Origin of the sequence: Halarchaeum grantii, from assembly GCF_014647455.2 — an archaeon.
Classification (GTDB): Archaea; Halobacteriota; Halobacteria; order Halobacteriales; family Halobacteriaceae; genus Halarchaeum; species Halarchaeum grantii.
Window position 1 is genome coordinate 127,567 of sequence record NZ_BMPF01000002.1, and the last position, 18,383, is coordinate 145,949.

At 69.3% G+C, this 18,383-nt stretch carries 17 protein-coding genes and 1 pseudogene; 9 read left to right on the forward strand and 9 right to left on the reverse strand.

Translation table 11 applies throughout. The annotated features are described in order from the left end of the window. Positions 1 to 37: 37 nt before the first annotated feature. Together gltB and proS are read right to left on the reverse strand one after the other, a co-directional pair. Positions 38 to 4,525, reverse strand: coding sequence for a glutamate synthase large subunit (gltB, locus tag IEY12_RS06890; RefSeq protein WP_188881217.1), 4,488 nt, complete (start codon positions 4,523 to 4,525; stop codon positions 38 to 40). A 177-nt stretch (positions 4,526 to 4,702) separates the two neighbouring features. Continuing rightward, a complete protein-coding gene (proS, locus tag IEY12_RS06895; protein ID WP_123074024.1) occupies positions 4,703 to 6,208 on the reverse strand; it encodes a proline--tRNA ligase in 1,506 nt (501 codons plus the stop codon). Positions 6,209 to 6,330: 122 nt separating this feature from the next. Here proS and IEY12_RS06900 point away from each other — a divergent pair, with 122 nt between their 5' ends. Continuing rightward, a complete protein-coding gene (locus tag IEY12_RS06900) occupies positions 6,331 to 6,471 on the forward strand; it encodes a hypothetical protein (RefSeq protein WP_176969844.1) in 141 nt (46 codons plus the stop codon). 24 nt (positions 6,472 to 6,495) lie between these two features. Here IEY12_RS06900 and IEY12_RS06905 read toward each other — a convergent pair whose 3' ends face one another. Next, positions 6,496 to 6,978: a DUF7984 family protein gene (locus IEY12_RS06905; RefSeq protein WP_188881220.1), complete on the reverse strand. Its 483-nt coding sequence runs from the start codon at positions 6,976 to 6,978 to the stop codon at positions 6,496 to 6,498. A gap of 250 nt (positions 6,979 to 7,228) precedes the next feature. Here IEY12_RS06905 and IEY12_RS06910 point away from each other — a divergent pair, with 250 nt between their 5' ends. The 4 genes from IEY12_RS06910 to IEY12_RS06925 all read left to right on the forward strand — a co-directional run bounded on the left by IEY12_RS06910 (position 7,229) and on the right by IEY12_RS06925 (position 10,653). Further along, positions 7,229 to 9,148 (forward strand): beta-CASP ribonuclease aCPSF1, encoded by a 1,920-nt coding sequence (locus IEY12_RS06910; protein WP_188881240.1) that lies wholly within the window; start codon positions 7,229 to 7,231, stop codon positions 9,146 to 9,148. Positions 9,149 to 9,217: 69 nt separating this feature from the next. Beyond that, a complete protein-coding gene (locus IEY12_RS06915; RefSeq protein WP_188881241.1) occupies positions 9,218 to 9,577 on the forward strand; it encodes a nuclear transport factor 2 family protein in 360 nt (119 codons plus the stop codon). Between the two features lie 57 nt (positions 9,578 to 9,634). After that, positions 9,635 to 10,150: a CinA family protein gene (locus IEY12_RS06920; protein WP_188881243.1), complete on the forward strand. Its 516-nt coding sequence runs from the start codon at positions 9,635 to 9,637 to the stop codon at positions 10,148 to 10,150. Further along, positions 10,147 to 10,653, forward strand: coding sequence for a metal-dependent hydrolase (locus IEY12_RS06925; protein WP_188881246.1), 507 nt, complete (start codon positions 10,147 to 10,149; stop codon positions 10,651 to 10,653). The genes IEY12_RS06920 and IEY12_RS06925 overlap by 4 nt, the downstream gene beginning before the upstream one ends. On the opposite strand, the gene IEY12_RS06930 is transcribed toward IEY12_RS06925, so the two are convergent. Then, positions 10,650 to 11,405, reverse strand: a complete 756-nt coding sequence (locus tag IEY12_RS06930; protein ID WP_229871021.1) for a PHP-associated domain-containing protein — start codon at positions 11,403 to 11,405, stop codon at positions 10,650 to 10,652. The two genes, IEY12_RS06925 and IEY12_RS06930, sit on opposite strands and share 4 nt — an antisense overlap. A 103-nt stretch (positions 11,406 to 11,508) precedes the next feature. Between IEY12_RS06930 and IEY12_RS06935 the strand changes: the two are divergent. From IEY12_RS06935 to IEY12_RS06950, 4 genes and pseudogenes are all read left to right on the forward strand, one after another. Further along, positions 11,509 to 11,793, forward strand: a pseudogene (locus tag IEY12_RS06935) (DUF7565 family protein); the annotation flags it as partial. A 178-nt stretch (positions 11,794 to 11,971) separates the two neighbouring features. Continuing rightward, positions 11,972 to 12,247, forward strand: a complete 276-nt coding sequence (locus tag IEY12_RS06940; protein ID WP_188881252.1) for a helix-turn-helix domain-containing protein — start codon at positions 11,972 to 11,974, stop codon at positions 12,245 to 12,247. Positions 12,248 to 12,299: 52 nt separating this feature from the next. Then, positions 12,300 to 13,400, forward strand: coding sequence for a zinc-binding dehydrogenase (locus tag IEY12_RS06945; RefSeq protein WP_188881270.1), 1,101 nt, complete (start codon positions 12,300 to 12,302; stop codon positions 13,398 to 13,400). 175 nt (positions 13,401 to 13,575) lie between these two features. Next, complete coding sequence (locus tag IEY12_RS06950; protein ID WP_188881272.1) at positions 13,576 to 13,962, forward strand: BGTF surface domain-containing protein; 387 nt, start codon at positions 13,576 to 13,578, stop codon at positions 13,960 to 13,962. A 182-nt stretch (positions 13,963 to 14,144) separates the two neighbouring features. Here IEY12_RS06950 and IEY12_RS06955 read toward each other — a convergent pair whose 3' ends face one another. From IEY12_RS06955 to IEY12_RS06975, 5 genes are all read right to left on the reverse strand, one after another. Further along, a complete protein-coding gene (locus tag IEY12_RS06955) occupies positions 14,145 to 14,582 on the reverse strand; it encodes a transcription elongation factor Spt5 (RefSeq protein WP_123074034.1) in 438 nt (145 codons plus the stop codon). A gap of 1 nt (position 14,583) precedes the next feature. Continuing rightward, a complete protein-coding gene (locus tag IEY12_RS06960) occupies positions 14,584 to 14,760 on the reverse strand; it encodes a protein translocase SEC61 complex subunit gamma (protein ID WP_123074035.1) in 177 nt (58 codons plus the stop codon). Between the two features lie 66 nt (positions 14,761 to 14,826). After that, positions 14,827 to 15,714 (reverse strand): dihydrodipicolinate synthase family protein, encoded by an 888-nt coding sequence (locus IEY12_RS06965; RefSeq protein WP_188881275.1) that lies wholly within the window; start codon positions 15,712 to 15,714, stop codon positions 14,827 to 14,829. A 60-nt stretch (positions 15,715 to 15,774) separates the two neighbouring features. After that, positions 15,775 to 16,911, reverse strand: coding sequence for a cell division protein FtsZ (gene ftsZ / locus IEY12_RS06970; RefSeq protein WP_188881280.1), 1,137 nt, complete (start codon positions 16,909 to 16,911; stop codon positions 15,775 to 15,777). Between the two features lie 31 nt (positions 16,912 to 16,942). Continuing rightward, positions 16,943 to 18,295: a D-aminoacyl-tRNA deacylase gene (locus IEY12_RS06975; protein ID WP_188881281.1), complete on the reverse strand. Its 1,353-nt coding sequence runs from the start codon at positions 18,293 to 18,295 to the stop codon at positions 16,943 to 16,945. Positions 18,296 to 18,383: the final 88 nt, after the last annotated feature.

The following is an 18,383-nucleotide window of genomic DNA, read 5'->3' on the forward strand; positions in this document are numbered from 1 at the left end:
CGAGAAGAAAGGGGTTCGGTGGACGAAAACGCGCGTTTCAGTCGGCCCGGGCGTCCGCCTCGGCCTCGCGGGCGGCGGGCGCGGGGAGCGACTTGCGCGCGTCGCTCTCCGGCCGCTCCTCGATGGCGGCCGCGTACGCGTCGGGCATCACCTTCACGAAGTCCGAGCGCGCCGCGCTCCACGTCTCGAGGAGCTCCTCGGCCCGACTGGAGTCCGTGTAGCTGCGGTGGTTCGAGACGAGCCGCCGGAGCATCGCCTCGTCCTGCTCGGTGAGTTCGGACTCGAGCGTCACCATGCCGGTGTTTGCCTTGTCCGCGAGCTCGTCCTCGGGGTCGTAGACGTACGCGACGCCCCCGCTCATCCCGGCCGCGAAGTTCCGCCCTACCTCGCCGAGCACCGCGACGACGCCGCCCGTCATGTACTCACAGCCGTGGTCGCCGACGCCCTCGACGACCGCCTTCGCGCCCGAGTTCCGGACGCCGAAGCGCTCGCCGGCGACGCCGTTCACGTAGAGCTCGCCGTCGGTCGCGCCGTAGAGCGCGACGTTCCCGATGAGCGTGTTCGCCGAGGGGTCGAAGGGCGCATCGCTCGGCGTGTTCACGACGATCTTGCCGCCGGAGAGGCCCTTCCCGACGTAGTCGTTCGCCGCGCCCGTGATGTTCAGCGAGACGCCGGACGCGAGCCACGCGCCGAAGGACTGCCCGGCGATGCCCTCGAGGTCGAGCGACACCGTGTCGTCCGGGAGACCGTCGCCGCCGTGCGCGTTCGAGACCGCGTTCGAGAGCACGCCGCCGACCGCGCGGTCCACGTTCGTCACGTCCATCGAGAGGGAGACGTCCTCGCCGGCCTCGATCTCGTCGCCGACCTCCTCGAGGACGTCCCAGTCGAAGTGCTCGTCGTGCTCGGTGTCCTGCTCGCGCGTCCGGTAGCGGTCGTCGTTCGGGACGGGGTCCGCGATGACGCGGTCGAGGTCGACGCTGCGGGCCTTCGGGTGGTCGACCTCGCGCTGGCCGAGCAGGTCGGTGCGCCCGACCATCTCGTCCACGCTGGTGAAGCCGAGTTCCGCCATGATCTCGCGGAGCTCCATCGCGATGAACGTCACGAAGTTCACGACGTGCTCCGGCTGGCCGGGGAAGCGCTCGCGGAGCTTCTCCGCCTGCGTCGCGACGCCGACCGGGCAGGTGTTCGCGTGGCACTGCCGGGCCATCACACAGCCGGAGGTGACGAGGCTCGCGGTGCCGAACGCGAACTCCTCGGCGCCGAGGAGGGCGCCGACCGCGACGTCGCGGCCCGTCTTCAGGCCGCCGTCCACGCGGAGGGTGACGCGCGAGCGCAGCCCCGTCTCGCGGAGGAGCTGGTTCGCCTCCGCGAGACCGAGCTCCCACGGGAGGCCCGCGTGCTTGATGGACGTCTTCGGCGACGCGCCCGTCCCCCCGGAGTGCCCGGAGATGTGGACGCAGTCCGCCTTCGCCTTCGCGACGCCCGCCGCGATGGTGCCGATGCCCGCCTCGGAGACGAGTTTCACGTGAACGCGGGCGTCCGGGTTGCCCGAGCGCAGGTCGTAGATGAGCTGCTTCAGGTCCTCGATGGAGTAGATGTCGTGCTGGGGCGGCGGGCTGATGAGGCCGACGCCCGGCGTCGAGCACCGGACGCCCGCGATCATCTCGTTCACCTTCGAGCCGGGGAGGTGGCCGCCCTCGCCGGGCTTGGACCCCTGCGCCATCTTGATCTGGAGGTCCTCGGCCTCCGAGAGGTACTCGGAGGTGACGCCGAAGCGCCCGGAGGCGACCTGCTTGATCTTGCACTCGCGCTCGGTGTTGAAGCGCTCGGGCGGCTCGCCGCCCTCGCCGGTGTTCGCCTTCGCGCCGATGGAGTTCATCGCCTCCGCGTTGTTCTCGTGGGCCTCGGGGCTCAGGCTCCCGAGGCTCATCGCGGCCGTCGAGAAGCGCTCGACGATCTCCTCGACGGGTTCGACCTCTTCCAGAGGAACGCTCTCGCGCTCCTCGGTCTCGATGTCGATGAGGCCGCGCAGCGTCTGGAGCTGCTTCGTCTGGTCGTCGATGAGCTCGGAGAACTCGCCGAACTGCTCGTAGTCGTCCGCGCGGACGGCGGCCTGCAGGGCGTTCACCGTCTGCGGGTTCCACTGGTGGAAGCGGCCGTTCGAGGTGTTCGTGAACTCGCCCTGTCGCTCCAGGCTCGGCTCCTCCTCGCCCTCGCCGAAGCCCTGCTCGTGGCGCTCGCGGAGGTCTTCCTCGATCTCCGCGAGGCCGATGCCGCTCGTCTTGTTCGGGGTGCCCGAGAAGTACTCGTCGACGAGGTCGGTGTCGAGGCCGACCGCCTCGAAGATCTGCGCGCCACGGTAGGACTCCACCGTGGAGATGCCCATCTTCGACATGACCTTCAGCAGGCCCTGTTCGAGGGCGTCGACGTACGTTTCGACGGCCTCCGTGTCGTCCATGCCGTCGGGGCCGGCGGTGATGTCCGTCACCGTCTCCATCGCGAGGTAGGGGTTGACCGCGCCCGCGCCGTAGCCGACGAGCGTCGAGAGCTGGTGGACGGTGCGGGGGTCGCCGGACTCGACGACGAGGCCGGCTCGCGTGCGCAGGCCCTCCCGGACGAGGTGATGGTGGACGGCGCTCGTCGCGAGCAGGCTCGGGATGGCGAGTCGCTCGGCGCCGACCGCCCGGTCGGAGAGGACGACGATCTCCGCGCCGTCGCGGATCGCGGCCTCGACGTCCGCCCGAACGCGCTCGACGGCGGATTCGAGGTCCGTCTCGGGGTCGTAGGTGATGTCGACCGTGACGTCCGGGACGTCCGTGTCCCGCACGCGTCCGAGGTCCTCGTCCGTGAGGACGGGCGAGTCGAGGACGACCTGCGCGGCGTGCTCGGGGGACTCGTCGAGGAGGTTGCGCTCGCGACCGAGGCGGGTCTCCAGCGAGGTGACGACGTCCTCGCGGATGTAGTCGATCGGCGGGTTCGTCACCTGCGCGAAGAGCTGTCGGAAGTAGCTGAACAGCGGCAGGTTGAACTTCGAGAGCACCGCGAGCGGGGTGTCGTCGCCCATCGAGCCGACGGGGTCCTTCCCGGCCTCGACCATCGGTTCGAGGACGTCGTTCAGGTCGTCCTGCGTGTAGCCGAAGGCGGCCTGTCGCGCGCGGAGCGCGTCCCCGTCACCGGACGGGAGCGGGTCGTCGGCGTGACCCTGATAGCGCGTCTGTTGCTCGTCGACCCACTCGCCGTACTTCTCGTCGGTGAGGTCGTCGAACACCTCGTCGTCCGGGATGACGCGGCCCTCCTCGGGGTCGGCGAGGAAGAGCTGGCCCGGCTGGAGGCGCCCGCGCTTCGCGACGTTCTCCGCGTCGGTCTCGATCGCGCCGGCCTCGCTGCCCATGACGAGCGTGTTGTCCGTCGTGACCTCGTAGCGACACGGGCGCAGGCCGTTGCGGTCGAGGGCGGCGCCGACGCGGTCGCCGTCGGTGCCAACGACGAGGGCGGGGCCGTCCCACGGCTCGACGAGCGAGGCGTGGTAGTCGTACCAGTCGCGTCGCTCGTCGGCCATCGCCTCATCGCCCTGCCACGCTTCGGGGACGAGCATCCGGAGGGCGTGGGGGAGGTCGCGGCCGCCCTGCATGAGGAGTTCGAGGGCGTTGTCGACGCTCGCGGTGTCCGACTGGTCGGGGTCGGGGATGACCGGGCGGACCGTGTCGAGTTCGTCCTCGCTGAACCGCTCGCTCTCGATGTCGCCCTCGCGGGCGCGCATCCAGTTGACGTTCCCCTTGATGGTGTTGAACTCGCCGTTGTGGACGATGTTCCGGTAGGGGTGTGCGAGGTGCCACGCGCCGAGGGTGTTCGTGGAGAAGCGCGCGTGCACGAGGACGAACGTCGAGGCGAGGCGCTCGTCCTGCAGGTCGAGGTAGTAATCCCGGACCTGATCGCCCTTCAGGAGGCCCTTGTAGACGAGGGTCTGGCGGTCGAGGGAGCAGACGTAGAAGCGCTCGTTGTCGACGGCCTTCTCGATGGCTCGTCGCCCGACGTAGAGCGCGCGGTCGAACTCCTCGTCACCGATCGGTTCCTCGGGGGTGACGAAGACCTGCGCGACGTGGGGTTCGGAGTCGAGCGCGGTCTGTCCGAGGTCGGAGTTGTCGGTCGGGACGTCGCGCCACGCGACGACATCGAGGCCGTGCTCGCCGAGGGTGTCCGCGACCGCGTCCTTGCACCCGGCACGCTCGTCGGCGTCCTGTGGGAGGAAGAGCGAGCCGACGGCGTACGTCTCGGGGAGATCGAGTTCGTCCTCGAAGAAGGATCGCGGCGTCTGCAGGAGGATGCCCGCGCCGTCGCCGGTCTTCTTCTCCGCACCGGTCGTGCCGCGGTGTTCGAGGTTCGCGAGGAGGTCGAGACCGTCGGACACGACGTCGTGGCCGCCCTGATCGTCGAGGTCCATCACGACCCCGACACCGCAGTTCGAGCGTGCCTCGGCCGGGTCCGCGAGGCGCCGGCCGCCGCTCCGTGCGTCGTACTCAGTCATTGTGACTGGAAGACACACCTCGGTGCATAAAACACCTTCCATCAAAGCCTTAGGCCATATTACCACAGCCTTAGTCAATATAAGGATGTATTACTGCTGAAAACGTCTGCCCGTGCGGTGGCGCCGCTCTCAGATCTCGGCGGGGGAAACGAACGGAGAAAACGTGCGGGTTCGCCGTCAGTACGACTGCGCGAAGTAGGCCGTCTCGACCGCCGGTTCACCACAGACCGTACAGTCGTCACCCGCCTCGTGAATCGCCTCCGCGCGGTGGTCGTTCGCGCGGTGCTCGCCCGCCGCGTCGGACTCCTCGAGCGGGACCGCGACGATCTCCGCGTGGACCTTCTCCTTGATCGCCTCCTCGCAGGCCTCGTCGCCACACCACGGCGTGCGAACGTAGCCGCCGTGCTGGCCGATGGTCCCCATGATCTCCTCGGGGCTGTCGGCCTCCCGAACGTTCTCCTCGAGGGTCTCCTCGGCGGCCGCGTAGAGCTTCGCGAACACCGTATCGAGGTGGTCCTCGACGTCCTCGACGAGCGTCGCCCGGTCCGTCGTCTCCTGCTCGCCGTCGGGGCGGTGGACGGCCGTGACCTCCTCGTCTTCGACCTCGTTCGGGCCGATTTCGAGGCGGAGGGGGACACCCTTCAGCTCCCACTCGTTGTACTTGAACCCGGGGTTGCGCCCGTCGCGGTCGTCGAGGTGGACGCGAACCCCCGCCTCCTCGAGTTCGGCGGCGATTTCGGCCGAGTACTGGAGGACGTCCTCCTTCGTCTCCTCCTGCCAGATGGGGACGATGACGACCTGCTCGGGCGCGACCGTCGGCGGCAGCACGAGCCCCTGGTCGTCGGAGTGCGTCATGATGAGCGCGCCGAGCGCGCGCCACGAGAGCCCCCACGACGTCGTGTGCGCGACGCGCTCCTCCTCGTCCTCGTCGCTGAAGGTGAGGTCGAAGGCCTCCGCGAACGACTGGCCGAGGTAGTGGGAGGTCCCGCCCTGCACGCTCTTGCCGTCCGGCATCAGCGCCTCGACCGTCGTCGTGGTGTCCGCGCCCGGGAACTTGTCGTGGTCGGGCTTCGCGCCGCGCATCACCGGCATCGCGAAGACCTCCTCGTAGAGGCGCTGGTACTGGTCGAGGCGCGTCAGCGTCTCCTCCCACGCCTCGTCCTCGCTCTCGTGGGCGGTGTGGCCCTCCTGCCAGAGGAACTCCTTCGTGCGGAAGAACGGCTTCGTGTCCGTCGCCTCCCAGCGGACGACGCTACACCACTGGTTGAGTCTGAGGGGCAGGTCGCGGTGCGAGCGCACCCACTGCGCCATGTAGGGCGCGATGATCGACTCGGAGGTCGGCCGGACGGCGAGGCGCTCCTCGAGCTCGTCGTGGCCGCCCTGCGTCACCCACGCGACCTCGGGGTCGAAGCCCTCGACGACGTCCTTCTCGCGTTCGAGGTAGCTCTCCGGGATGAACAGCGGGAAGTAGGCGTTGTCGACGCCGGTCTCGTCGAACCAGCCGTCGAGGTTCTCCTGCACGCTCTCCCAGAGGCTGTACCCGCGCGGGCGCGTGACGATGAACCCGCCCATCCCCTCGGGGCCGTAGCTCGCGAGTTCGGCCTTCTCGACGACCTCGGCGTACCACTCGCCGGGGTTGTACTCCTTCTGCTCGGTGATGCCGAGCTCCTGGTCCTCGCTCATGCCCCGAACGAGGCCGACAGCGGCCTTAAATCTCCTGAAGGGCGCCCGATATTCTGCCACGAACACAAAGGCTATCCGTGGAAGACAGGCTTAAGTGGCATGCGACCCCATACCATGATGTAATGGGAGACACGAAACGCGGTCGCGAGCGGAAAGGGACGGGCAAGCGTCAGCAGCGTCGCGAGCGTGAAGTGTACCGTGAGCTCCGGGCGGACGAAGAGCCGCCGGAGCCCGAGAGCGCGGAACTCTCGATCGGCGACTAGTCCCGACCGCTACGGCCCTGCTTCTCATCCCTCCTCGAAGGGGTTCGGTCGCTCACGCCACTCCCACCCCGGGAGTCGCGTCTGGACGCCAGCCGCCAGCGCCGCGTCCAAGTCGTCGAGGCCCGCCCGCTCGCGGGTGTCCGCGACCGCCGCTACGTCCGCGTAGTGGAACGTCGCCTCCGCGAGCAGCCGGAGGGGTTGCTCGCCCGCGAGCACCCCAGCGAGTTCGCGGCCCAGTAGCTCGTCCACCACGAACCCCGGGTAGTCCTCGTGGACGTCGAGTTCGCGCAAGCACATCGCGAGGCCCGCGACGTTCACCGCGCGGTCGCCGTCCGCGAAGACGGCGTCGATGGCGTCCCGGTACTCCCCGACCGTGATCGATGCCACCTCCGTGTCGAAGGCCGCGCCGAGCTCCGCGCGCACCGCGTTCACCACCGGTACCACGGCGTCCGCGCGCTCTCGGAGGCGGTCGTGCTCCTCGCGTACCGTCGCCGGCGTCACGTCCATACGGTCGTCTCGCGCGGCCCAACGCCGTCTACCTTGCGAAGGTCTTTTATAACCGGACGGGTATAGTGGCGAGTAAGCGGGTTTTCCACGACTGCTACCCCGCGGAGTCGCCGGACACCGCCCGACGACCCTCCGCTCTCACTACGATGACATCCCTCGGCCAGTCCCTGACGACTCGACGCGCGGCCGGTAGTGCGTTCCGCGACGTCGACGCCACGGGACGTTCCGACGAAGCCCGCCACGTTCCACTATGAGCTCCGTAGACAAACAACTCGAGGAACTCCAAGAGACGATCACAGACGAAGTACCGCCCGACATCTCCGTTACCGAGGTCAAGTACGAGGGCCCGGAACTCGTCGTCTACACCCGCGATCCGAAGAAGTTCGCGGAGAACGGCGACCTCATCCGACGCCTCGCCTCCAAACTCCGCAAACGCATCACCGTCCGGCCCGACCCGGACGTCCTCTCGCCGCCGCGCGACGCCCGCGAGGAGATCATGGACGTCGTCCCCGAGGACGCCGGCGTCAGCGACCTCGACTTCCACGAGGACACCGGCGAAGTCGTCATCGAGGCCAGCAAGCCGGGCATGGTCATCGGCCGCCACGGCTCGACGCTGCGCGAGATCACGCAGCGCGCCGGCTGGACGCCCGAAGTCGTCCGCACGCCCCCCATCGAGTCCTCCACCGTCCGAAACGTCCGAAACTTCCTGAAGACCGAGCGCGAGGACCGCCGCGATATACTGGAAAAAGTGGGCCGGCAGATCCACCGAGAGGAGATGACCGACGACGAGTACGTCCGCATCACCACGCTCGGCTGCTGTCGCGAGGTCGGGCGCGCGAGCTTCATCCTCAGCACGCCCGAGACGCGCATCCTCATCGACTGTGGGGACAAGCCCGGGAGCGAGGACGAGGTGCCCTACCTCCAGGTCTCCGAGGCGCTCGGCGCCGGCGCGAACACCATCGACGCCGTCGTCCTCACGCACGCCCACCTCGACCACTCCGCGCTCATCCCGCTCCTCTTCAAGTACGGCTACGACGGCCCCATCTACTGCACGGAACCCACCCGCGACCTGATGGGCCTGCTCACCCTCGACTACCTCAACGTCGCCTCGAAGGAGGGCCGAGCGCCGCCCTACGACTCCGAGATGGTTCGGGAGGCCATCAAGCACTGCATCACCCTCGAGTACGGCGACGTCACCGACATCGCGCCCGACGTCAAGCTCACGTTCCACAACGCCGGGCACATCCTCGGGAGCGCCGTCTCGCACTTCCACATCGGCGACGGCCTCTACAACGTCGCCTTCAGCGGCGACATCCACTACGAGGACACCCGCCTGTTCAACGGCGCCGTCAACGACTTCCCGCGCGTCGAGACGCTCGTCCTCGAGTCCACCTACGGCGGTCGCAACGACTACCAGACCGACCAAGAGGACTCCGAGCGCAGACTCATCGAGGTCATCAACGAGGCCTACGAGCGCGGCGGCAAGGTCGTCATCCCGGCGTTCGCCGTCGGGCGCTCGCAGGAACTCATGCTCGTTCTCGAGGAGGCGATGCGCAACGACAAGATCCCGACCATGCCCATCCATCTTGATGGTATGATCTGGGAGGCCACCGCCATCCACACCACCTACCCCGAGTACCTCCGGGACGAGCTCCGCGACCGGATCTTCCACGAGGACGAGAACCCCTTCCTCGCCGAGCAGTTCAACCACATCGACGGCGGCGAGGACGAGCGCATGGACGTCGCCGAGGGCGAGGAGTGCATCATCCTCTCCACGTCCGGGATGGTCACCGGCGGCCCCATCATGTCGTGGCTCGAACATCTCGGCCCGCAGGAGGACAACCAGATGATCTTCGTCGGCTACCAGGCACAGGGTACCCTCGGCCGGCGCATCCAGTCCGGCTGGGACGAGATTCCCGTCGGCGGCTCCGGCGGGCGCACCCAGCACCTCGAGCTCAACATGGACGTCGCGACCGTCGACGGCTTCTCCGGTCACGCCGACCGTCAGGGCCTCGAGAACTTCGTGCGTACCATGAACCCGCGCCCCGAGAAAGTGCTGTGCGTCCACGGCGACGAGCGCTCCACGCAGGACCTCTCGAGCGCGCTCTACCACGACTACAACATGCGGACGTTCGCCCCGAAGAACCTCGAGACCTTCCGCTTCCTCTAGCGGTCGTCCCGCGAGCGGGCAGGGTGTGGAGCCGAACGGCTTACGTCGGCGGCGCCACCCACTCGACGTATGGTCGGAAACGCGGACCCCGAGGCGGCGCGTCGCTACTATGAGCTCGTCGACGACGAGGACTACGACGGCCTCGTCGGCCTCTTCAGCCCCGACGTCGTCTACGAGCGTCCCGGCCAGCCCCCCATCGAGGGGCTCTCGGAGCTCCGGGCGTTCTACGAGACGGGCCGACCGCTCTCGGAGGGCGAGCACACCGTTCACACGGTCGTCGCGGAGGGCGATACCGTCGCGGTCCGTGGCTCCTTCGAGGGCGTGCAGGACGGCGAGCGCGTCGCCTTCGGCTTCGCGGACTTCCACGAGTTCGACGACGAGGGCTTCATCATCCACCGACACACCTACACGGACCGCGACACGGTCTGAGCGTCGCGACGCGGCGGACCCACAAACGCAATACCGCCGCCGCTTCTACGACACGGCATGCGAGAGTACGCCGACGATCCGCCCGTGGAGGAACGCATCGGTGACGCGCTCCGGGAGGCGGGCGAGACCATCGCGACGACGGAGTCCTGTACGGGCGGGCTCGTCGGGTCGCTCCTCACGGACGTCCCCGGCTCCTCGGACTACTTCGACCGGACGTACGTCACGTACACGTACGACGCCAAGCTCGACACCGGCGTCTCCCGTGAGGCCCTCGACGCCCACGGTGCGGTGAGCGAACCCGTCGCGCGCGAGATGGCGCGCGCGGTCCGCGACGCCGCGGGGACGACGTGGGGAGTCTCGACGACGGGGATTGCCGGCCCGACCGGCGGGAGCGAGGCGAAACCAGTCGGCACCGTCTACATCGGCGTCGCGCACGCCGGTGCGTGGGATGCCGACGACACCTACACGACCGTCGAGCGCTACGTCTTCGACGGCGACCGCCACGAGATAAAGGAGCAGATCGCGCGGCAGGCGCTCGTCGACGCCCTCGCGGCGATGGAGGCACGCGAATGAACAAGAAGGACCACATCCTGAACGGTCTGCTGTTGGGAATCGGCCTCGGCTTCGTCCTCCACCCCGAGGGGAGCGTGCAGACGCTCGTCACGGTCGCCGCCGTCCTCGTGCCGGTCGTTCTCGGCGCGCTGTTCCCGGACATCGACACCGAGTTCGGCAAGCACCGCAAGACCCTGCACAACGTCTTCGTCGTCGCGCTCCTCTACGGCTACACCTACTTCCTCGGCAACCTCTACTGGGTGTGGATCGGCGTCCTCACGCACTTCGTCCTCGACGTCCTCGGCTCGAAGCGCGGCATCGCGCTCTTCTACCCGCTCTGGGACAAGGAGTTCGGCACGCCCGTCGGCGTCACGACGTCATCGCAGTACGCGACGGTCATCACCGTCGTCATCACGCTCGTCGAGCTCGTCGCGATCTACGCGCTCATCCACTACCTGCCGGGCGTCATCCCGAACGTGGACGTCGCCTCGCAGGTGCAGGGCCTCCAGACGCTCGTGGGCTAGTAGACGCGGACGTCCTCGAAGCGCCCCTCGTAGGCGATGTGCCGGGGGTGCGTGGGCTCCATGCCCGAGAGGAGCACGCGGTCGAGTTTCTTGTACGTGTTCTCGTAGGCGAGGTCGAGCGTTTCGAGGCGACAGCGCAGCGTGTGGCGCCACCCGCGTCGATGCTCGACGCGCCGAGGCGCGCCGGATCCGAGCGCGTCGAGGAGGTCGGCCTCGCTCCCGATGTCGCGCTCGAACGTCGTCCACACCTCCCCGATGGTCGCGCGCCGGTGAGCGTAACTCGACCCGAACGGCGGGAGGCCGTAGGCCTCGACGAGCTCGCGCGCGCGCTCGTTCTGCCACGGGAGGTGTTTCGGGTTGTAGACCTCGCCGCCGGCGAGCTGGTCGCCGTAGCGCTCGAACTCCGGTGCGCCGAGACTCACCGTCGCGAACTCCGGGTGCGGCGCGAGCACGGTGGCGTCCTGTCTGGCGAACTCCGCGAAGGCGCCCTCGAGCGTGATGAAGTCCGGGACGGGCTCGGTGAGGCCGAGCGCGAGGACGTGCCTGCGCTCCCGCCACGGGCCGGTGAACACCTCGCGGGCGGGCACGACGAGCAACTCGTCGTCGCTGAACGCCGCCGCGCGCTCGCGTATCTCGGGGAGACGCACGAAATGCGGCGCATACACGAGGACGTCGATGCCGCGCGCCTTCGCGCGCTCGGCGACGCCCTGATCGAGTATCTTCACGTGGGGGTCGACCCGTGTCTCCGTCACGCCCCGCGATAGGCGCGGCGGGGTTTTAGCGGTTGCAGTTTCGCGCGCCGCGACGGGCGTACCCGGACAAGCTTTATCGGGGCGCTCGCGGTACCGGACGCGTATGCCCGGCTGGGAGTGCGCCATCGGCGACTGTGCGGCGACGTACGACGACGTGACGGACCTGCTCGCCCATCAGGTGGAGGGCCACGGTCGCCACGAGTGTCGCGTCTGTAACGCCGTCGTCCCCGAGGGGTTCTTCGCCATCGCGCACGCCTTCGACGCGCACACGCGAGCGGACTACGTGCGCGCGTACGACGCGGACGCGGACGACATCCGCGTTCGCGAGGACGTGAAGGGCGCGGTCGAGGACGCCGTCGACGTCGCCGCCGTCCGCGAGCGCCTCGACCTCGACGCGCGCGAGGACGGCACCGGGGAAGCGGTTGAGGCCGACGAAGCGGACGACACGGACGGAGTGGTCGACACGGACGGGACGAACGACGCCGACGACACGGACGGGACGGATGGCGTGACGGACGCGTAATCGGCCGGACGGTTTTTCCGGCTCGGCGCCGCACCCGTCGAGTATGACCGAGGAGTGGCGGACGGAGGCCGTCGAGGCTGTCCTGCGCGTCCTCGCACAGACCGGGCTCGGCGTCTCCCCGGGCGGTATCGCCGCGAACATCGAGCGGCTCCTCCGGGAGGACGTCGACGTCGCGGCCGTCGAGGACGCGCTCGAACGACTGGCCGACCGGAACATGGTGAAGTCGCTCGACGCGGGCGACTACTACCGCCTCACCGAGCGCGGCCGCGAGTACGCGACGGCCGAGTTCGGCGACGACGTCTTCGGCTACATCGACTGATGGGGTCCGCGACGCGAACGCCTATGGTCCGTGGGCGTCCTGAACGCACACGATGACGTCCACTACGGGACGCCTCGCCTACCTCCGGGACGAGCAGTCCGTCGAGATTCGGGAGTATCCGGTGCCCGACCCCGAACCGGGCGCGCTCGTCACCGAGGTCGTGCAGGCGAACGTCTGCGGCTCCGAGCTCCACATCTGGAAGGGGATCCACCCCGTCCTCGACCGGATGGTCCTCGGCCACGAAGCGCTCTGTCGCGTCACCGACGTCGGCGACGGCGTCGAGACCGACTACGCGGGCGAGCCCATCGAAGAGGGCGACCTCATCGCCCCGACGTACTTCGTCGCCTGCGGGAAGTGCGAGTACTGCGGGCGCGGGGAGTTCCGCTCCTGCGAGAACGCCCTCCAGCACTGGCTCGAGCACCCCGACGAGTTCCCGCACTTCCACGGGACGTTCGCGACGCACTACTACGTCCACCCCGAGCAGCACTTCTACAAGGTCCCCGAGAACATCCCGGACGGCGTCGCGGCGGCGGCGAACTGCGCGCTCACGCAGGTGCTCTTCGGCCTCGACGAGGTCGGCCTCTCCTACGGCGAGACGGTCGTGATTCAGGGCGGCGGCGGCCTCGGGCAGAACGCCATCGCCGTCGCGAACGAGTACGGCGCGGAGACCATCCTCGTCGAGGGCGTCGACGAGCGCATCGAGCGCGCCCGGTCGTTCGGCGTCGACCACGTCGTGGACTTCCGCGAGTACGACACCGTGGAGGCGCGCGGCGAGCGCGTCGCCGAGCTCACGGACGGGCGCGGCGCGGACGTCGGCGTCGAGGTCGCGGGCGTCCCGGACGCCTTCGCGGAGGGGCCACACCTCCTCCGCGACGGCGCGCGCTACCTCGAAATCGGCAACATCACGCCCGGTCGGACCGCCGAAATCGACCCCGCGCTCTTCACCCGGAAGAACATCGAGGTGACGCCGACGATGCGCTACGACCCGTGGTACCTGAAGAAGGGCCTCGAATTCCTCTCGCGCACCGTCGAGAAATACCCCTACGACGACCTCATCGACGCCGAGTTCGACCTCGTGGACACACAGACCGCACTCGAGCAGTCCGACGCCCGCGAGATTACGCGCGCGTCGCTCGTTCCACACGAGCACTGACGGGATGCGACCCCGCCGCCGGACGGTGAAATCGGCACTTCACCGTGGCGTGCGATTATCTCGCTGCACCGGCTAGACGCGAGCGCATGGTCTCGACCGAACCCCGACCACCCTCCACCACGAGAGTACCGCGACGCATCCGTTCACCGACAGCCGACACGACGGAGGGACCCCGATGAGGTGGCGACCGGTCGCGCTCGCCCTCCTCGCCGTCGGCCTCGTCGCCACCGCGGGCTGTGCGGGACTCGGCGGGCCGAGCGGCGACACGACGCCGACGCCACCATACGTTGCGCACGACGGCGAAAACGTCACCGTCCAGTCCGCCGCAGAACAGACCATCAGCGGGGTGACGACGCTCGACGCCGGTGAGAACGTCACCGTCCGCGTGCAGTCCTCGGGCGGCGAGTCGCCCTTCCTCAAGACCGACACCGCGAACGTCACCGAGGGCGGGTCGTTCGAGGCGACCTTCGACTTCTCCGGCGTCGAGAGCGGCGCGCCCTTCGAGGTCACCGTCCGCCACAACGGGAGCGAAGTCGTCACTGCGGACGGCGTCGTCGCGTAGCGACCCCAGCACGTTCCGACGGTGCGTCGGGCGTCGCGGGGCGCGCTGAATCGCGTAGAAGAACCGCCTTCCGCTATCGCTCTTCGAGTCGTCTCACGGCACAGTGCGCCGTTCGACTGACGAGGAGCGATCGCTCCTCGGTGTCCGCGTGAGCGATACGAACGGGAGGCCAGAGACGCGCGTTAGCGTTCCTCGGAATCCAGCACCCGGATCTGGTCGCCGCGAACGGTGACCGGGATCGGGACGGTGGCCTCGTAGAGTTCGACGGTGACCTGGTCCTTGCCCTCGTCGATGCGCTGGACCTGCGCCTTCTCGCCCTTGAACGGGCCGGCGATGAGTTCGACGATGTCGCCCTCCGCGATGCCCTCGACGTCCGGTTTCGGGCTGAGGAAGTGCTCGACCTCGCTGATCGAGGACTCGCCCGGCACCATGCTGCGGGCGTGCGGAATCTCCTCGAGCACACGCGAGATGACGGCGTCGTTGTCCGCCTCCACCATCACGTAGCTCGTGAGCGCGTCCGGCGCGAGGACGGCGTGGATCTCGTTCTCCTCGCGGTTCGCGATCATGCTCGCGACCGTCTGCTCCTGACTCGCGGTCGTCTTGACGGCGTACACACTCATCTCAGATCCCCGTGCCCGGAACGACGCCCATGACTAGGAAGATGATGAAGCCCATCAGGCCGACGAGGAGGATGCCGGCGCCGGCGATGAGCGCGATCTGGGAGAACTCCTCCCATCCGGGGGTGCTGGCCAGTTTCAGCACCCGCGTGTACGCTGAAAGCTCTAGGGGAACGTCCATAGCGTGCTTTCGACACCGCTCCTTTTCTGTCTTTCGCACCGCCGGTCGGGGGCGGCGACGGCCGGGCTACGCGACGCGTTCGAGGGCGGCGTCGACGGCGGCCGCGACGTCCGCACGGGCGTCGGCGTCGAGTTCGACGAGCGGCGGGCGCACCGCCGCGTTCGGGAGGCGCCCGCGCGCGGCGAGCGCGGCCTTCGTCGCGGGCGCGAAACCGTGCTCCGCGCAGTGAGCGAACAGGGGCGTGAGGCACTCGCGGTGGAGGTCGCGCGCTCGCTCGTCGTCACCGGCGTCGAGGGCGTCGCGGACCGCCGCGAACACCTCGGGGACGGCGTTCGAGAGCGCGTTGATGCCGCCGCTCGCGTCCATCAAGCCGGCGGGAACGAGCTGGCCGTCGACGCCCTGGTAGACCGCGAAGTCGTCGGGGACGGCGGCGAGGACGTCCGTGAAGTAGCCGAAGTCGCCGCCGGAGTCCTTCAGGCCGACGACGGCGTCGTGTGCGGCGAGGTCGGCGACGACGTCGACGGGGATTTCGGCGCCCGTGCACGCCGGGATGTTGTAGAGGTAGAGCGGGAGCGGGCTGTCGTCGGCGACCCGCTGGAGGAAGCGCTCGGCGCCGGCGGGCGCGTTCGCGGTGTGGAAGTAGGGGAGGACGATGAGGCCGGCATCCGCGCCGGCGTCGTCGGCGAACGCGAGGGCGTCGAGGGTGTCGGCGACGGAGGTGGCGCCCGCGCCCGCGATGACGGTGGTGTCGTCGCCGGCGCGTGTGCGGACGCGGTCGAGGACGGCGCGGTTCTCCGCGCGGGTCATGCTCGCGAACTCGCCGGTGGTGCCACAGGGGACGAGGCCGTCGAGGCCCGCCTCGAGCACGCCGTCGACGACGGCGTCGAGCGCGGCGAGGTCGACGTCGCCCTCGGCGTCGAACGGCGTGACGAGCGGACACAGCACGTCGGTCATGGCCGTCGCTTTCGACGCGAGGACTATAGAGGCTTCTACGGAGCGAGAACGAAGAGCGAGTTACTCGACGTAGTCGATGTCGCGCTCTGCGCTCGTCTCTGGTTGTTCGTCGCCGTTCTGCCCGTAGATCTGCGGGGATTCGACGCCGGTGACGACGACCATCGTGCGCATCTCGCCGTCGAGGTCCTCGTCGACGGAGGTCCCCCAGATGATGCGCGCGTCGGGGTCGATGCGGTTGTAGATCTCCTCGACGACGCCCTCGGCCTCCTCGATGCTCATGTCCGGGCCGCCCGTGACGTTCACGAGCGCGGAGTTCGCCTGTCCGATGTCGACGTCGAGGAGCGGACTTCGCAGGGCGCTCTTGACGGAGTCGACGGCCTTGGAGTCGCTGTCGGACTCGCCGAGGCCGATCATGGCGACGCCGCCCTTCTCCATGACGGTCCGCACGTCGGCGAAGTCGAGGTTGACGAGGCCGGGTTTCGTGATGAGTTCGGTGATCCCCTTCACGGAGCGCATGAGGACTTCGTCGGAGACCTTGAACGCCTGCCGGACGGGGAGTTTCCCCACGGAGTCGAGCAGGCGGTCGTTCGGGACGACGATGACGGTGTCGGAGACGTCGCGCAGGCGCTCGAGGCCGGCTTCCGCGTTGTTCCGCCGGACCTCGCCCTCCGCAGTGAACGGCGTCGTGACGATGCTGATGGTGAGCGCGCCCGCCTCGCGGGCGGCCTTGGCGACGACGGGGGCGCTCCCCGTGCCGGTGCCGCCGCCGAGACCGGCGGTGACGAAGACCATGTCGGAGCCGGAGATGGCCTCGCGGATCTCCTCCTGGGACTCGAGAGCGGCCTCCTCGCCGACCTGCGGGAGCGAGCCGGCGCCCCGGCCGCGCGTCTTCTCCTGCCCGATGAGGATCTTCGTGTCCGCCTCGATGTCGACGAGGTGCTGGACGTCGGTGTTCGCGGCGACGAGTTTCGCGCCGTGGATGCCCTCCTCGTGCATCCGGTTGACGGTGTTCGAGCCCGCGCCGCCACAGCCGACGACGGTGATGTTCGTCTGCAGGTCCTCGAGAACGCCGAGTAGCTCCTCGTCAGACATCCGGCCGGAGCTGGCGGTCCCCCCGCCGCTGTCGGGGGAGACGCCCTCGGAGGGCTCGGCGCCCTCCTCGGCCTCGTCGATAGCGTCCTGCACGATGGAGTCCATGTTGCCTATACTCTATACGAGAGTCGTTTAATTACCTTTCCCCCTCGCGTCGGACGACCGTCTCACGCGCCCCGCGCGGATAGGCCTCGGCGCGCTCGCTCGCGACGTCCTCGGGTCGGATTTCCTCCCCGTCGACCTCGACGGTGTGGCCGCTCGCGAGCCGCCCGAACTTCGGGCCCTCGGGGACGCCGCGCGCGTTGGCTTTCCCGGGGTCGAAGGACTCGTCGGTGACGCGGACGGCGTCGGCGTCGCGCTCGACCGCGTCGTACTTCTCGTCGAGGAGGCTCGCGAGCGCGGCGACGTACGCGTCGTGGGCGTTCGCGTCCGGGAACGCGATGTCGCCCGCGACCCGGTTCCCGTTCTCCTCGGTGGTGTAGGCGAGCGCGTGCTCGCTCGCGGCGGCGAGCGCGGCGTCCGCGTCGACGCTGTGCGCGTCCGCCCAGAGGCCGTCCGGGTGGTCGACGACGACGTACTCGCGGGGCGCGCCCTCGCGGGCGGCGTCGCCGAAGCGGAGACCGTCGGCCACGCGCCCGAGTTCGGCTTCGAGGTCGGTCGCGAGACCGAGGTCGACGCCCGTGGTCTCGCGGAGCCACGTCTCGCTCACGACGTCGTGGCCGAGGTCGGCGACCACCTCGCGGAGGCGCGGTTGCTCGCCGTCGACGACGGCGCGCGTCGCGCCGCTCTCCGCGAAGGCCTGCGCGACCACGTCGCGGTGCTCGCGGGGGTCACCGAGGTCGTCGAGACACCAGTCCGCGCCGACGTGCCCGACCGCCCAGTCGGTCGTCTCGACGATTCGGGTGGGACGCGGGGCGTAGTGGCCGCCGCCGAACGCGACGACGGTGCGCTCGGCGTGCGCGTCGACGCCGCGCAGGTCGAGGATGGCGCGCGCGACCGTCTCGGCCGCCGACTCGTCCGCCCACTCCGACTCCGAGGAGCCGAGCTCGACGAACATCGAGGGCGTGCCGACGGCCGTCGGGCCGTGGTGCGTGCACTCCATCCCGACGTCGTAGTCCTCGGGCGCGTGTTCGGCGAACGCGGAGACGACGGCGCGGTGGGCGTTCGGGCAGGCCTCGGCGAGGTCGCGGTCGGCACCGCCGTGCTCGGCGGCCCCGAAGTTCCCCGTGAAGTGCGCGGTGAGCAGCGGGCCGCTCGAGCCGGCGTGCCGCGAGGCGAAGACGACGAACGCGGGGTCGTCGAACGCCGACGCGACCCCCTCGAGTTCGAGGTGCCAGTCCTCGAACTCGCGGAGCTCGAAGCCACCACACCGATAGCGCGCGGCGCTCGCGTCGTCGTCCGCGCGCTCCCAGTCCCGTAAGGCGAGCAGTCGCTCGCCGATGGCGCGCGACGCGGAGTCGGCGCGGCTCACGACGATTCCGACGGTCATACTCGCAGTCGCCCCTCTCGCCGCTAAAAGCCGTCGGAAGGCGCGACCGTCGCCGGACGCGCCGCCGAGGTGTCGGAGAGCGCCGAGT